This window comes from Streptomyces sp. NPDC001220, assembly GCF_053597895.1.
This window is the reverse complement of sequence record NZ_JBSFJE010000009.1, coordinates 34,942-48,823: the sequence shown is the minus strand read 5'-3', so window position 1 is coordinate 48,823 and position 13,882 is coordinate 34,942. Positions and strand designations below refer to the sequence as shown.

At 73.3% G+C, this 13,882-nt stretch carries 14 protein-coding genes; 11 read left to right on the top strand and 3 right to left on the bottom strand.

The window, feature by feature from the left end:
- Nucleotides 1–17: 17 nt before the first annotated feature.
- Nucleotides 18–1,169, top strand: a complete 1,152-nt coding sequence (locus ACWDGI_RS22025) for an NADH-quinone oxidoreductase subunit D (protein ID WP_450761473.1) — start codon at nt 18–20, stop codon at nt 1,167–1,169.
- Between the two features lie 143 nt (nt 1,170–1,312).
- Here ACWDGI_RS22025 and ACWDGI_RS22020 read toward each other — a convergent pair whose 3' ends face one another.
- Nucleotides 1,313–2,335, bottom strand: coding sequence for an SAM-dependent methyltransferase (locus ACWDGI_RS22020; protein ID WP_450761471.1), 1,023 nt, complete (start codon nt 2,333–2,335; stop codon nt 1,313–1,315).
- Nucleotides 2,336–2,453: 118 nt separating this feature from the next.
- Between ACWDGI_RS22020 and ACWDGI_RS22015 the strand changes: the two genes are divergently transcribed.
- Both ACWDGI_RS22015 and ACWDGI_RS22010 read left to right on the top strand, forming a co-directional pair.
- Nucleotides 2,454–3,659 (top strand): sensor histidine kinase, encoded by a 1,206-nt coding sequence (locus ACWDGI_RS22015; RefSeq protein WP_450761469.1) that lies wholly within the window; start codon nt 2,454–2,456, stop codon nt 3,657–3,659.
- A gap of 88 nt (nt 3,660–3,747) precedes the next feature.
- Nucleotides 3,748–4,422 (top strand): response regulator, encoded by a 675-nt coding sequence (locus ACWDGI_RS22010; RefSeq protein ID WP_450761467.1) that lies wholly within the window; start codon nt 3,748–3,750, stop codon nt 4,420–4,422.
- A 35-nt stretch (nt 4,423–4,457) separates the two neighbouring features.
- On the opposite strand, the gene ACWDGI_RS22005 is transcribed toward ACWDGI_RS22010, so the two are convergent.
- On the bottom strand, nt 4,458–5,558 hold the full coding sequence (locus ACWDGI_RS22005; RefSeq protein ID WP_360492201.1) for a DUF5937 family protein: 1,101 nt from the start codon (nt 5,556–5,558) through the stop codon (nt 4,458–4,460).
- A gap of 101 nt (nt 5,559–5,659) precedes the next feature.
- Here ACWDGI_RS22005 and ACWDGI_RS22000 point away from each other — a divergent pair, with 101 nt between their 5' ends.
- Nucleotides 5,660–5,866: a hypothetical protein gene (locus ACWDGI_RS22000; RefSeq protein ID WP_450761465.1), complete on the top strand. Its 207-nt coding sequence runs from the start codon at nt 5,660–5,662 to the stop codon at nt 5,864–5,866.
- 92 nt (nt 5,867–5,958) lie between these two features.
- Here the strand turns inward: ACWDGI_RS22000 and ACWDGI_RS21995 are convergent, their stop codons facing one another.
- Nucleotides 5,959–7,152 (bottom strand): threonine aldolase family protein, encoded by a 1,194-nt coding sequence (locus ACWDGI_RS21995; protein WP_450761464.1) that lies wholly within the window; start codon nt 7,150–7,152, stop codon nt 5,959–5,961.
- A 188-nt stretch (nt 7,153–7,340) separates the two neighbouring features.
- Here ACWDGI_RS21995 and ACWDGI_RS21990 point away from each other — a divergent pair, with 188 nt between their 5' ends.
- The 7 genes from ACWDGI_RS21990 to ACWDGI_RS21960 all read left to right on the top strand — a co-directional run bounded on the left by ACWDGI_RS21990 (nt 7,341) and on the right by ACWDGI_RS21960 (nt 13,843).
- Nucleotides 7,341–8,279 carry a Rossmann-like and DUF2520 domain-containing protein gene (locus ACWDGI_RS21990; protein WP_450761462.1) on the top strand — a complete coding sequence of 313 codons (939 nt, stop codon included), beginning with the start codon at nt 7,341–7,343 and terminating at the stop codon, nt 8,277–8,279.
- Complete coding sequence (panC, locus tag ACWDGI_RS21985) at nt 8,276–9,277, top strand: pantoate--beta-alanine ligase (protein WP_450761460.1); 1,002 nt, start codon at nt 8,276–8,278, stop codon at nt 9,275–9,277. The genes ACWDGI_RS21990 and panC overlap by 4 nt, the downstream gene beginning before the upstream one ends.
- Nucleotides 9,274–10,995 (top strand): L-aspartate oxidase, encoded by a 1,722-nt coding sequence (locus ACWDGI_RS21980; protein WP_450761458.1) that lies wholly within the window; start codon nt 9,274–9,276, stop codon nt 10,993–10,995. Before panC ends, ACWDGI_RS21980 begins: the two co-directional genes overlap by 4 nt.
- Nucleotides 10,996–11,000: 5 nt before the next feature.
- A complete protein-coding gene (nadC, locus tag ACWDGI_RS21975; RefSeq protein ID WP_450761456.1) occupies nt 11,001–11,978 on the top strand; it encodes a carboxylating nicotinate-nucleotide diphosphorylase in 978 nt (325 codons plus the stop codon).
- 4 nt (nt 11,979–11,982) lie between these two features.
- A complete protein-coding gene (locus tag ACWDGI_RS21970) occupies nt 11,983–12,780 on the top strand; it encodes a type III pantothenate kinase (RefSeq protein WP_351714172.1) in 798 nt (265 codons plus the stop codon).
- 137 nt (nt 12,781–12,917) lie between these two features.
- The gene (locus tag ACWDGI_RS21965; RefSeq protein WP_450761985.1) at nt 12,918–13,523 is read left to right on the top strand and encodes a hypothetical protein; all 606 of its coding nucleotides are present in this window, start codon (nt 12,918–12,920) and stop codon (nt 13,521–13,523) included.
- A gap of 128 nt (nt 13,524–13,651) precedes the next feature.
- Entirely contained in the window at nt 13,652–13,843 is a 192-nt protein-coding gene (locus tag ACWDGI_RS21960) for a hypothetical protein (RefSeq protein ID WP_450761454.1), read from the top strand.
- The last annotated feature ends 39 nt before the right edge of the window (nt 13,844–13,882 follow it).

Here is a 13,882-nt window from a genome sequence, read left to right as displayed (position 1 = left end):
TACGAGAGACTGGGTTCATGACTCCTACGACGGAGACCACGGTCGGTATCGGCGGCGCCGCGGAGAGCACCGACATGGTGCTCAACATCGGCCCCCAGCACCCCTCCACGCACGGCGTGCTGCGGCTGAAGCTCGTGCTGGACGGCGAGCGGATCGTCTCCGCCGAGCCGGTGATCGGCTATATGCACCGCGGCGCGGAGAAGCTCTTCGAGGCGCGCGACTACCGGCAGATCATCATGCTCGCCAACCGCCACGACTGGCTGTCGGCCTTCTCGAACGAGCTGGGCGTGGTCCTCGCCGTCGAGCGCATGCTCGGCATGGAGGTGCCGGTCCGCGCGGTGTGGACACGCACCCTGCTCGCCGAGCTGAACCGGGTGCTCAACCATCTGATGTTCCTCGGCTCCTACCCGCTGGAGCTGGGCGGGATCACCCCGGTCTTCCACGCTTTCCGCGAGCGCGAGGAGCTCCAGAACGTCATGGAGGAGGTCTCCGGCGGACGCATGCACTACATGTTCAACCGTGTCGGCGGCCTCAAGGAGGACCTCCCGGCCGACTGGACCGCACGCGCGCGTGCCGCCGTTTCCGCCGTGCGCTCCCGTATGGACGTCTTCGACGGCCTGGTCCTCGGCAACGAGATCTTCCGCGGGCGCACCCGGGGCGTGGGCGTCCTCGCGCCGGAGGCCGTGCACGCCTACGGCGTGAGCGGGCCCATCGCGCGTGCCTCGGGCGTCGACTTCGACCTGCGCCGCGACGAGCCCTACCTGGCCTACGGAGAACTCCAGGACACGCTCCGCGTGGTCACCCGGGCCGAGGGCGACTGCCTGGCCCGCTTCGAGTGCCTCCTGGAGCAGACCCACAACGCCCTGGACCTGGCCGACGCCTGCCTGGACCGGGTCGCCGAGCTGCCGCCGGGACCGATCAACCAGCGGCTCCCCAAGGTCCTCAAGGCACCCGAGGGCCACACCTACGCCTGGACCGAGAACCCCCTCGGCATCAACGGCTACTACCTCGTCAGCAAGGGCGAGAAGACCCCGTACCGGCTGAAGCTGCGCTCGGCGTCGTTCAACAACATCCAGGCGCTGATGGAGCTGCTGCCGGGGACGCTGGTGGCGGACATGGTCGCGATTCTGGGGTCGATGTTCTTCGTGGTGGGGGACATCGACAAGTAGGGCGCGGGCGCGCGGGGCGTGAGGCATGGGGTGGTGCGCGCCGGGCGGGGGCGTGTGGCATGGGGTGGTGCGCGTCGGGCGGGGGCGTGTGGCGTGTGGCGTGCGCTGCATGTGGTGCTGGGGCCCGCGCGCCGGACGCGCGGTCACCGCAGCGGGTTCTCGATGCTCACCGGCTGCAGCAGCCACCCGAAGTCGCCGAGGCCGCCGGAGGCGGTGAGCTCGGCGGCCTCGCCGGCGCTCGCGAGGGCGCGTACGTAGGCGGCGGGGTGGGTGGAGGCGAGCGTGAGCGGGGGGCGTGCGCCGAGGAGACCCAGAGCGCGCAGGGCGGCGCGTTGGGTGAGGAAGAGCGCTTCGGGGAGGGCGTACGCCGGGTCGAGCGCCGTGCACGCGTCCAGCGCGACGTGCGCGGTGATGTCGCACGACCCGTCCGGGACGGGCGTCGTCGCGCGCCCCTCGCGGAAGCCGGTGAGCGTGCCGAACGGGGGGCGGGTTTCCACGGTGTGCGCGTAGTCCACGGCCACCGCGAGCCCCTCCCGCACGCAGGTGACGGCGTCCGCCCACGCCCGGTCCCGGGGCAGCCCGATCTCCGCGCGCAGCCCCGGCTCGGTGCCCAGCGGCCACCACCGCGTGAGCCACTCCGCGTCCGCGCCCGAGACACGCTCTCCGAGCAGTTCGGTGCCGTCGCGCCGGACGTGCACCAACCGGGGCGTACCGGCCGAGTCCACCTCGGCGACGTCGACCGGGACGTTGTCGAGCCATTCGTTGGCGAAGAGCAGGCCGGTGATCGTGCGCGGCAGTTCGGTCAGCCAGGTGATGCGGTCGGGCAGGCCGTGCGGCCGGTCGGCGACCTCGACGGCACGGGCACGCGTGCGTGCCGCCACGTCGGCGGGCAGCGCGGCGAGCACGCCGGTGACCAGCTCGCCCCGGCCGGCGCCCATGTCGACGAAGTCCAGCGTCCCGGGGCGCCCCAGCGCCTCGTCGACCCGGCACAGCAGCTCGGCCACTGCCTCGGCGAACAGCCGCGACGCGTGGACCGACGTACGGAAGTGGCCGGCCGGTCCCTCCGGGCGGCGGTAGAAGCCGCCAGGGCCGTACAGGGCCGCCTCGGTGGCCGCACGCCAGCCACGGAAGTCGTCTGCCGTCTCCCGCGTCGCCTCATCCGTCACCGGGCCAGACTAGGCGCACAGGTGATCACCTTCTCCACCTTGCGGAGTACGTGTGCGGAACAGGGATCGGCCCTCCGGTTGACCCCTGCACCTATCACGCTTCCCTACTCTGGGTTACGTGCAGCGCCTCTATGACTTCCTCCGCAGGAACCCGACATGGGTCGACAGCTTCTGGGCCGTCGTCCTGCTCGGGGTTTCCTGCGTGAGTGTCGTGAACCTCAGCGGGGCGCCCGGCCATCACGGTTCGACCGCCGCCATGCTGGCCGTGTCCGTCGTCATGGGAGTGGTGGTCGCACTGCGCCGCCGGTTTCCGGAGCCGATGCTGCTGCTGACCGCGGCGACCGGCCTGGCCCAGCTGATCCTCGACATCGAGACGACGGTCGCCGACTTCGCGATGCTGGTGATCGTCTGCACGGTCGCCGCGGTCGGCGAGCGCTGGGCGTCCCGGTTCGCCCTCTACGCGGGGCTGTGCGCGGCGCCGCTGGCGCAGATCCGGTGGCCGCAGGACAGGACGAGTCTCGTCGGGCACCTGGCCATCGTGGTGTTCCAGACGGTGCCGTTCGTGCTCGCCTGGGTGCTCGGCGACTCCATGCGCACCCGCCGCGCCTACTTCGCACAGCTGGAGGAGCGTGCCGCCCGGCTCGAGAAGGAGCGCGAGGCGCAGGCCAAGGTCGCGGTCGCTGCCGAGCGCGCCCGGATCGCGCGCGAACTGCACGACGTGGTCGCGCACAACGTGTCGGTGATGGTGGTCCAGGCAGACGGCGCCGCCTATGTCCTCGACGCCGCCCCCGACCAGGCCAAGAAGGCCCTGGAGACGATCTCCTCCACCGGCCGCCAGGCCCTCGCCGAGATGCGCCGCCTGCTGGGCGTGCTGCGCACGGGCGAGCACAAGGAGGTCGGCGAGTACGTTCCGCAGCCCGACGTCGAGCAGATCGACGAGCTCATCGAGCAGTGCCGCAGCTCCGGCCTGCCCGTCGACTTCAAGGTCGAGGGCACCCCGCGCCCGCTGCCCAGCGGCGTCGAGCTCACGGCGTACCGGATCGTGCAGGAGGCGCTCACCAACACCCGCAAGCACGGCGGGCCCAACACGGGCGCCAGCGTGCGGCTGGTCTACTTCGACGACGGACTCGGCCTGCTGGTCGAGGACGACGGCAAGGGCGCCCCGCACGAGATGTACGAGGAGGGCGGCGCCGACGGGCAGGGGCACGGCCTGATCGGCATGCGCGAGCGGGTCGGTATGGTCGGCGGCACGCTCGACGCGGGGCCCCGTCCCGGCGGAGGATTCCGCATCAGTGCTCTGCTGCCGCTCAAACCGGCGCATTGACACAGACGCGCGCCCCCGGTTGACACCTGTCACGCCCCCCGGGGAAATCCCCGCAACAGACCGACGAACGGAAACGGAAGAGGACCCGATGACGATCCGCGTGATGCTCGTCGACGACCAGGTGCTGCTGCGCACCGGGTTCCGGATGGTGCTCGCGGCCCAGCCGGACATGGAGGTCGTCGCGGAGGCGGGAGACGGCGTCGAGGCCCTCCAGGTGCTGAAGTCCGCCGATGTCGACGTCGTCCTGATGGACGTGCGCATGCCCAAGCTGGACGGGGTGGAGACCACCCGCCGCATCTGCTCGGAGCCCGAGCCGCCCAAGGTGCTCATCCTGACCACCTTCGACCTCGACGAGTACGCCTTCTCGGGGCTGAAGGCGGGCGCCTCCGGCTTCATGCTCAAGGACGTGCCGCCGGGCGAGCTGCTGGCCGCGATTCGCTCGGTGCACAGCGGCGACGCCGTCGTCGCGCCGTCCACCACCCGGCGGCTCCTCGACCGGTTCGCACCGATGCTGCCCTCCGCAGGCAAGGAGTCCCAGCACCAGGAGCTGAACCGGCTCACCGACCGCGAGCGCGAGGTCATGGTGCTGGTCGCGCAGGGTCTGTCGAACGGCGAGATCGCGAGCCGGCTGGTGCTCTCCGAGGCGACCGTGAAGACCCATGTGGGCCGCATCCTGACCAAGCTCGGCCTGCGCGACCGGGTCCAGGTGGTCGTGCTCGCCTACGAGACCGGGCTGGTCCGCGCGGGCGGCGGCCACGGCTGACCCACTCCCGCGCGGCCGACGTACGGCCCGCGCGGCTAGCGGAGTATCCCTTCCAGGAAGTCGCTGCCGAGGCGGGCCACCACCGTGACGTCCAGCTGGTGCAGCACGTACCGGCCGCGGCGGCGCGTGGTGACCAGGCCCGCCTTCTTGAGGACGCCCAGGTGCCGGGAGACCTCGGGTGCCGAAAGACCGTGCACCTGCGCCAGTTCGCTGGTGGTGTACGCACTGCGCGCCAGGTACCGGCACAGCCGCATCCGGACGGGATGGGACAGCGCCGCCATCCGCAGCGTGAGCGCCTCCACCGACGCGGGGGAGGCCAGCTCCGGCGAGCCGACCGGGTAGTGCAGCACCGGCTGCCAGCCGTAGCGGTGCAGGACCATCAGATGGGGCCAGCCGAGGCTCGTGGGCACCAGCAGGAGGCCGTCGGCGTCGACCACGGCATGGCCGTCGGTGAGCTTGTCCACGGTGATCCGCGCGCCCGCCTCGTCGAGCGTCACGACCGGCGAGACCGCGGCCAGCGCCTCGGCCAGCCCCTTGCGGCGCAGCAGCTCCGTCTTGTGCCGGGCGTCGGCCGCCAGCTGGTGACGCAGCCGCGACCAGGCCTCGTCGAAGAACGCCTCGGCGCAGTCCTCCAGGAACCGGCGCAGCCACGCGCGCACACTCGGCGGATCGTCGAGCAGCCGCTGCGCGAACCGGACCTGCTGCGGACCGCGCGAGGCGGCCACCTCCAGTGCCCTGCGGCGCCCGACCGGATCCGACAGAAGGGCCGGCGCCTGCGTGTCGTAGGAGAGCACGCAGGTGAACTCCAGGGCCGCGTCGACGAACTGTTCGTCCGTCAGCTTGTCCAGCTGGCCGAGCTCCTCGGCCAGCGTCCCGCCCGGGACGGCGCCGGGAACGGCCGCGTACGGCAGGAACAGGTCCGAGAACGTCGACCGCCACAGAAAGTCCGCCTCGCACATGCGGTCGGCCAGATGCGGCTCCATCCGGGCGGTCACGCCGGTCACCCAGCCCTGGAGGCCGGGATGGTGCCCCGGCTCAGACAGCGCGTGCAGCGCCATGCCGAGCTCGGCCAGGGGCGAGGGCACCACGGCGACCCTCTCCGGCCGCAGCCCCGCGATGTCGATACGTACGCTCATGTCCCCATCGTGCACCCCGCCACCGACAACGCCTCCCCCGATTGACGGGCGCCGTCAATCGACACGACGGCGGCGCGGTGGGCGCGCAAGGCTGGGGACTCATGAGCATCGTCCAGCAGCACTTCCTCGACACGTACCGCGCTCAGCAGCACGGGGAGCCCGCGCCGCCCGCGCCCGGCGCGCACGATGCGCGCGTGGCGCGTGCGGCGCGCGATTACCGGCGGTTCCGTGCGGTTGTCGCGGGACGGCCGGCGCGCGGGCGGATCCGGGGCGCCGTGGTGCGGTGGGCGCGCCCGCGCGCCTCGTAGGAGGCGTGCGCCGGTCGCCCACCGGGGGTGCCGGGCAGCGCTCGGCGGAGCGTGCGCGCCGGTGGGGGGTGCACTGACGGTTCCCCGCGCCCCTAGCGCGGCGCTGTGGGCAACCGGCGCACGAATTCCGCGACCGCCGCCCGCACCTCCTCCGCCGTCCAGCCCAGGCCGGCCTCCGACACCGTCACCTCGGTCATGGACAGACCCGGGCCCTTCGTCTCCCAGAAGCCGGCGAAGAGGTACGTGCCGGTCTCCTCGGCCTGCCGTGCCGCCGCCTCCAGCAGCACGTCGGCGTCGTACGGCAGCCAGACCTGGAACTCGTGGGTGTGCGGCTCCTCGGGGTGCACGCGCGTCCACGCGAGCCCCGCCTCGGCGAAGCCCTCGCGCAGGGCGGCGGCGACCACGCGCGCGTGGCGGACGTAGTCCGGGAGGCGGGGCAGTTCGCGCTCCAGGCCGATCAGGGCCGCGAGCGCCGTCGGGAACTGCTGGAAGATCATGCCGCCGTAGCGGTGGCGCCAGGTCTTCGCCTCCTCGACCAGAGCCTTCGGGCCGGCCAGGGCGGCGCCGCCGATGCCGCCGAGGGACTTGTAGAACGACACGTAGACGCTGTCCGCGAGGTCCGCGATCTCGTGCAGGGGGCGCCCGAAGCGGACGGTGCACTCCCACAGGCGCGCGCCGTCGAAGTGCACCACCGCGTCGCGCTCCCGCGCCGCCTCCACGACCTCGGTGAGCTCCTCCCAGGTGGGCAGCACGTATCCGGCGTCCCGGAGGGGCAGTTCCAGCATCAGCTCCCCGAAGGGCTCCTCGAAGTCGCGTATCTCCTCGGCGGTGGGGAGTCTGGGCTCGCCCGTGACGCGGACCGTGCGCAGGCCGGCGACCTCGCGGAAGGCGTCGCGTTCGTGGACCTCGGGGTGGGCGAGGGCGTGCAGGGCGACCGTGGGGTTGCCGGTCCGGGCCGCCCAGCAGCGCAGGGCCACCTGCTGGGCCATCGTGCCGGTCGGGAAGAACGCGGCGGACTCCGTGCCCAGCAGGGCCGCGACCCGCTCCTCCAGGGCCGCGACGATCCCATTGCCGTAGACGTCCCCCGGCTCGTCCAGGTCGTACACGTCGGGGGCCGCCTCGTGGAGCAGCGCGAGCCGTTCACGCAGGGAGGCACGCGGGCCCACGCGCGCGAGGACGCGATCGGCCTTCCGGTAGGCGGCCGCGCGCCGCTCTCGCATCCGCTGTTCCGCCGACCGGGGTTCGTTCGGCTGTTCGTCCTGGGGCGTCGTCGCCGTATCGCTCATGCCGTGGATGATGCCGTGGCGCCGGGACGGAGGTCCTCGCATTTTCCGCCCGGGGGGGGCCGTCCCGGGCGGTGTGACCGGTCACCCACAGCCTGTGGACAGCCAACTGGGCCCGAACCCGATAGCGTTAACATGACGAGAAATCGTCCGGTACCCAGAGCGGACTGGAACGGGAAGGCCACCGTCGCGTGAGTACAGTCCAACAGCCAGACCCCAGTGACCGCCCCGCGCGGCTCACCGTCGGCGTCGTCGGCGCCGGCCGGGTGGGTCCCGCGCTCGCCGCGTCCCTGCAGCTCGCCGGGCACCGTCCGGTGGCCGTCTCCGGGGTCTCCGACGCCTCCCGGCGGCGCGCCGAGGCGATGCTGCCCGACATCCCGCTGGTACCCCCCGCCGAGGTCCTCCAGCGCGCCGACCTGGTGCTCCTGACCGTCCCCGACGACGCCCTGCCCGGCCTGGTCGCCGGCCTCGCCGAGACCGGCGCGGTACGGCCGGGCCAGCTGCTCGTGCACACCTCCGGGCGATACGGCGCCAAGGTCCTCGATCCGGCCCTGCGCGCGGGCGCGCTGCCGCTGGCCCTGCACCCGGTGATGACCTTCACCGGGACACCGGTGGACGTGCAGCGGCTCGCGGGCTGCTCGTTCGGGGTGACCGCGCCCGAGGAGCTGCGGCTGGCCGCCGAGGCCCTCGTCATCGAGATGGGCGGCGAGCCGGAGTGGATCTCCGAGGAGAACCGCCCGCTCTACCACGCGGCCCTCGCCCTCGGCGCCAACCACCTGGTCACCCTGGTCGCCCAGTCCATGGAGCTGCTCCGCACGGCCGGTGTCGAGGCCCCGGACCGGATGCTAGGCCCGCTGCTCGGTGCCGCCCTGGACAACGCCCTGCGCTCCGGCGACGCGGCACTGACCGGGCCGGTAGCGCGCGGGGACGCGGGCACCGTCGCCGCGCACGTCACGGAGCTGCGCCGGCACGCCCCGCAGACCGTCGACGGCTATCTGGCGATGGCCCGTGCCACGGCCGACCGGGCGCTCGCCCAGGGCCTGCTGAAGCCGGAACTCGCCGAGGACCTCCTCGGCGTCCTCGCCGGCGGCACGAACGGCACCCACGGCACCGAGGGGAACCCCCGATGAGCACCACCCTGCTGCGCACCGCCGACGAACTGCACGCGCGCGTGCGACACGGTCGCCGGGCCGTCGTGATGACCATGGGTGCCCTGCACGAGGGCCATGCCACGCTGATCCGGAGCGCCCGCGAGATCGCCGGCCCGGACGGCGAGGTCGTCGTCACGGTCTTCGTCAACCCGCTGCAGTTCGGGGCCGGCGAGGATCTCGACCGCTACCCGCGCACCCTGGACGCCGACCTGAAGATCGCGGAACAGGCGGGCGCGGACGCCGTGTTCGCCCCGTCGGTCGAGGAGGTCTACCCGGGCGGGCAGCCCCAGGTGCGGATCACCGCGGGTCCGATGGGCACGCTCCTGGAGGGCGCCTCGCGCCCCGGGCACTTCGACGGCGTCCTCACCGTCGTCGCCAAGCTGCTGCACCTCACCCGCCCCGACGCGGCCCTGTTCGGGCAGAAGGACGCCCAGCAGCTGGCCGTGATCCGGCGCATGGTGCGGGACCTGAACTTCGGCATCGAGATCGTCGGTGTACCCACGGTGCGCGAGACCGACGGGCTCGCGCTCTCCAGCCGCAACCGCTACCTGTCGGCCGACGAGCGCCGCACGGCGCTCACGCTGTCGCGCGCGCTGTTCGCCGGAGCCGACCGGCACGCCGCGCAGGAGGCGTTGCGTGCGCGGGCGCGCGAGGTGCCGTCCACGCGGGCGCGTGCCGAGGCGCTCAGCGCCATAGGGGAGTCCCGCGCGGCGGCCGACGCGCACGCCGTCGCCAAGGCCGTGCCGAACGCCGCGGCCGCCGTGCGCGCCGCCGCGCGGACGGTCCTGGACGAGGCCGTCCACTACGACCCGCCGCTCGAACTGGACTACCTCGCCCTGGTCGACCCCTCCGACTTCACCGAGATCGACGACGACTTCACCGGAGAAGCCGTCCTCGCCGTCGCCGCCCGGGTCGGGACGACCCGGCTGATCGACAACATCCCGCTCACCTTCGCCGCTCCCGGAGCCGCCTCGTGACCAGCACAGGCATACGACTGCACGCACCCGCCCCCGGGTGGTCCATCGACGCGGACGTGGTGGTCGTGGGGTCCGGCGTCGCCGGCCTGACCGCCGCCCTGCGCTGCGAGGCCGCCGGACTGACCACGGTCGTCGTCACCAAGGCGCTCCTCGACGACGGCTCCACCCGCTGGGCCCAGGGCGGCATCGCGGCCGCCCTGGGCGAGGGCGACACCCCCGAACAGCACCTGGACGACACCCTGGTCGCCGGCGCGGGCATGTGCGACGAGGGTGCCGTACGGATCCTCGTCACCGAGGGCCCCGACGCGGTACGGCGGCTGATCTCGACCGGGGCCCACTTCGACACCGACGCGGACGGCGACATCGAGCTCACGCGCGAGGGCGGCCACCACCGGCGCCGGATCGTGCACGCGGGCGGGGACGCGACCGGCGCGGAGGTCTCGCGCGCCCTGGTGGAAGCGGCTCGCGCGCGGGGCGTGCGGATGATCGAGAACGCGCTGGTGCTCGACCTGCTGACCGATGCCGAGGGGCGCACGGCGGGCGTGACCCTGCACGTGATGGGCGAGGGCCAGCACGACGGCGTGGGCGCCGTGCACGCCCCCGCGGTCGTCCTCGCCACCGGCGGCATGGGCCAGGTCTTCTCCGCCACCACCAACCCGTCGGTGTCCACCGGCGACGGCGTGGCGCTCGCGCTGCGGGCCGGCGCGGAGGTCTCCGACCTCGAATTCGTCCAGTTCCACCCGACCGTGCTGTTCCTCGGCGCCGACGCGGAGGGTCAGCAGCCGCTGGTCTCCGAGGCGGTGCGCGGGGAGGGCGCGCACCTGGTCGACGCGGACGGCGTGCGCTTCATGGTCGGGCAGCACGAGCTGGCCGAGCTGGCGCCCCGGGACATCGTCGCCAAGGGCATCATGCGGCGCATGCAGGAGCAGGACGCCGAGCACATGTTCCTGGACGCCCGGCACTTCGGCGCCGACATGTGGGAACACCGCTTCCCGACGATCCTGGCCGCCTGCCGGGCGCACGGCATCGACCCGGTCACCGAGCCCATCCCGATAGCGCCGGCCGCGCACTACGCGTCCGGGGGCGTGCGCACCGACGCGCGCGGGCGCACGACCGTGCGCGGGCTCTACGCGTGCGGCGAGGTCGCGTGCACCGGCGTGCACGGCGCGAACCGGCTCGCCTCCAACTCCCTCCTGGAGGGCCTGGTCTACGCCGAGCGCATCGCCGCCGACATCACGGCGCGGCACGCGGAGAACCGCCTGCACGCGCGCGTGCCCGTCCCGGTCCCGCACCCCGACAAGCCCGCGCACCCGCTGCAGGCCCCCGAGGCCCGGTTCGCGATCCAGCGGATCATGACCGAGGGCGCCGGCGTCCTGCGCTCCGAGGAATCCCTGGCCAGGGCCGCCGAGCAGCTCCAGCGCCTGCACACCGAGGCCCGTGACGCCCTCGCCGAGAACGGCAAGACCGCCGAGCCCGGCGTCGACACCTGGGAGGCCACCAACCTCCTGTGCGTCGCGCGGGTGCTCGTCGAGGCGGCCCGGCGCCGCCAGGAGACCCGCGGCTGCCACTGGCGCGAGGACCACGCCGACCGCGACGACACCGCGTGGCGCCGCCACATCGTCGTACGGCTGAATCCGGACCGCTCGCTGGCCGTGGGCACCACCGACACCGCAGACTTCCCCCCGACCCGGCCGCACCAGCCATCCCAGGAGCAGTGACAGACGTGAGCACCAACGACCTTCCCCTCGCCAACGGCGGCGGCTGCGGCGACGGCTGTGCCTGCGGCGCCGAGGGCGACGAGGAGTACCTGGAGTGCGGGCTCGACCCCGCGCTCGCCGAACTCCTCGCCGCCGCCGGACTCGACCCCGTGGAGGTCGAGGACATCGCCAACGTGGCCATCCAGGAGGACCTGGACAACGGCGTGGACGTGACGACCGTCGCGACGATCCCCGAGGAGGCCGTGGCGACCGCCGACTTCGTCGCGCGCGAGGCGGGCGTCGTCGCCGGGCTGCGGGTCGCCGAGGCCGTGGTCTCGGTGGTCTGCACGGACGAGTTCGAGGTCGAGCGGCACGTCGAGGACGGCGACCGGGTCGAGGCCGGACAGCCGCTGCTGTCGATCACCACCCGCACCCGCGACCTGCTCACCGCCGAGCGCAGCGCGCTCAACATCCTGAACCGCCTCTCCGGCATCGCGACCGCCACGCGCGCGTGGGCGGACGCGTTGGAGGGCACCACCACGCGCGTGCGGGACACCCGGAAGACCACCCCGGGGCTGCGCTCCCTGGAGAAGTTCGCGGTGCGCTGCGGCGGCGGCGTCAACCACCGGATGTCGCTCTCCGACGCGGCCCTGGTCAAGGACAACCACGTGGTCGCCGCCGGCGGCGTCGAGCAGGCCTTCAAGGCCGTCCGCGAGGCCTTCCCGGACCTGGCGATCGAGGTCGAGGTCGACACCCTGCACCAGCTGCGCGAGGCCGTCGACGCGGGCGCCGACCTGATCCTGCTGGACAACTTCACGCCGGGGGAGTGCGAGGAGGCCGTGGCGATCGTGCACGGCCGCGCGCTCCTGGAGGCCTCCGGGCGGCTCACCCTGGAGAACGCGCGGGCGTACGCCGACACCGGCGTGGACTTCCTGGCCGTCGGTGCCCTGACCCACTCCTCGCCGATCCTGGACATCGGCCTGGATCTGCGCGAGGCGGAGTGACCCCATGCTGCTCACCATCGATGTCGGCAACACGCACACCGTCCTCGGGCTCTTCGACGGCGAGGACATCGTCGAGCACTGGCGCATCTCCACGGACGCGCGCCGTACCGCCGACGAGCTGGCGGTGCTCCTCCAGGGCCTGATGGGCATGCACCCGCTGCTCGGCGACGAACTCGGTGACGGTATCGACGGCATCGCGATCTGCGCGACCGTGCCGTCCGTGCTGCACGAGCTGCGCGAGGTCACCCGGCGGTACTACGGCGATGTGCCGGCGGTGCTGGTGGAACCGGGGGTGAAGACCGGGGTGCCGATCCTCACCGACAACCCCAAGGAGGTCGGCGCGGACCGGATCATCAACGCGGTCGCCGCCGTCGAGCTGTTCGGCGGCCCGGCGATCGTCGTCGACTTCGGTACGGCGACGACCTTCGACGCGGTCTCCGCGCGCGGGGAGTACGTCGGCGGCGTGATCGCGCCCGGCATCGAGATCTCCGTGGAGGCGCTGGGTGTCAGGGGCGCGCAGCTGCGGAAGATCGAGGTGGCCCGGCCGCGGAGTGTGATCGGCAAGAACACCGTGGAGGCCATGCAGGCGGGCATCGTGTACGGCTTCGCCGGGCAGGTCGACGGGGTGGTCGGCCGGATGGCGCGGGAGCTGGCGGACGATCCGGACGACGTGACGGTGATCGCGACGGGCGGGCTGGCACCGATGGTGCTGGGGGAGTCCTCGGTGATCGACGAGCACGAGCCGTGGCTGACGCTGGTCGGGCTGCGCCTGGTGTACGAGCGGAACGTCTCGCGGATGTGAGGTGGCGGGGCGGGGACATGGTCCCCCGGCGGCCAGGTGGGTGGCCCTGATGCGCCACACCCCGCCCCCTATGTCGAGTTTGTCTGATTTACGCGTATCTTCGGTCCATGCCCACGCCCTACGGATCCCGCGGCGGCATGGCGTTCGGTGCGGAGGAGCTGCGTGTGCTCCGCCGCGCTCTCGCCCTCGCCCTTCACCCCGGTCCCGCCTCCGCCGAGGACATCAAGGACTGTCATCGGCTCGCCGAGTCGTTCGACGAGGCGATGCGTGAGGGGGCCCGGTTGCGTGCCTTCCTGGTGGCCGATCTGGTCCGGTACCGCGCGGCCCTGCCCGGGACCGTCGCCGGTTATCTCACCCTCCTGGAGGAGGCGCTGAGTGCCGGACACCGGCCCACCCCGGACGACCTCGCAGCGCTGCGGGCGCTGCGCGGCAACCCCGGCGCCGCCGCGCTGCTCGACCGTTGCCAGGGGCTCGCGGAGCGCGATGTGCGGGCCCGGCTCGCACAGGGCGCCCGCAAGGTGCCCGCACCGGCCGTTCCGGCGTCCAGGGTCCGCCTGACGGCCCTGCCGGGAGGTGTGGCCAAGGAGCCGGAGAAGAAGCCGAAGGAGAGGCCCGCCGAGCGGCCCGCCCCGCAGCCCGCGGCCCCCGAGCCCGTGGCGCCGAAGCGGCCCATTCCGACCCCGGGCGAGGTCTTCCCCCGGCGCCGGCCCACCCCGCCGCCGCAGCAGCTCGCCGCCGGCTGACCGGACGCCCGGCGGCACAGCGCGGAAGCGGCGCGGAAGCGGCGCGGAAAACGGCAGCTCGCGCGCGTTGCGCGACACTGCGCCCACCCCGCACCTTTCGCCCGGTTCCCCGTGGCTACCCTGGACGCATGGAATACGTCTCCGCGCTCCTGCCCCCGGTCGTCATGGCCGTCTTCTTCATCGGTCTGGTCCGGGTGATCGTGAAGACCCAGGGCGGCGCCGCCAAGGCCAAGGAGGACGCCGCCGTGGACGCCGCCCTCGCGCGCGCGGCACGTGGGGAGAGCGGCCCGAAGACCGCCGCCCCCAGCGGCGACGCCTGACCGCGGGCCTCCCCTCCCCGGCGTACGACTCGCCTCACG

Bases quoted from the DNA above. Each gene is read 5' to 3' on its own strand.
- ACWDGI_RS22025 (WP_450761473.1), top strand. From the start codon at position 18: ATGACTCCTACGACGGAGACCACGGTCGGTATCGGCGGCGCCGCGGAG.
- ACWDGI_RS22010 (WP_450761467.1), top strand. From the start codon at position 3,748: ATGACGATCCGCGTGATGCTCGTCGACGACCAGGTGCTGCTGCGCACC.
- ACWDGI_RS22005 (WP_360492201.1), bottom strand. From the start codon at position 5,558: ATGAGCGTACGTATCGACATCGCGGGGCTGCGGCCGGAGAGGGTCGCC.
- ACWDGI_RS22000 (WP_450761465.1), top strand. From the start codon at position 5,660: ATGAGCATCGTCCAGCAGCACTTCCTCGACACGTACCGCGCTCAGCAG.
- ACWDGI_RS21995 (WP_450761464.1), bottom strand. From the start codon at position 7,152: ATGAGCGATACGGCGACGACGCCCCAGGACGAACAGCCGAACGAACCC.
- panC (WP_450761460.1), top strand. From the start codon at position 8,276: ATGAGCACCACCCTGCTGCGCACCGCCGACGAACTGCACGCGCGCGTG.
- ACWDGI_RS21970 (WP_351714172.1), top strand. From the start codon at position 11,983: ATGCTGCTCACCATCGATGTCGGCAACACGCACACCGTCCTCGGGCTC.
- ACWDGI_RS21965 (WP_450761985.1), top strand. From the start codon at position 12,918: ATGGCGTTCGGTGCGGAGGAGCTGCGTGTGCTCCGCCGCGCTCTCGCC.
- ACWDGI_RS21960 (WP_450761454.1), top strand. From the start codon at position 13,652: ATGGAATACGTCTCCGCGCTCCTGCCCCCGGTCGTCATGGCCGTCTTC.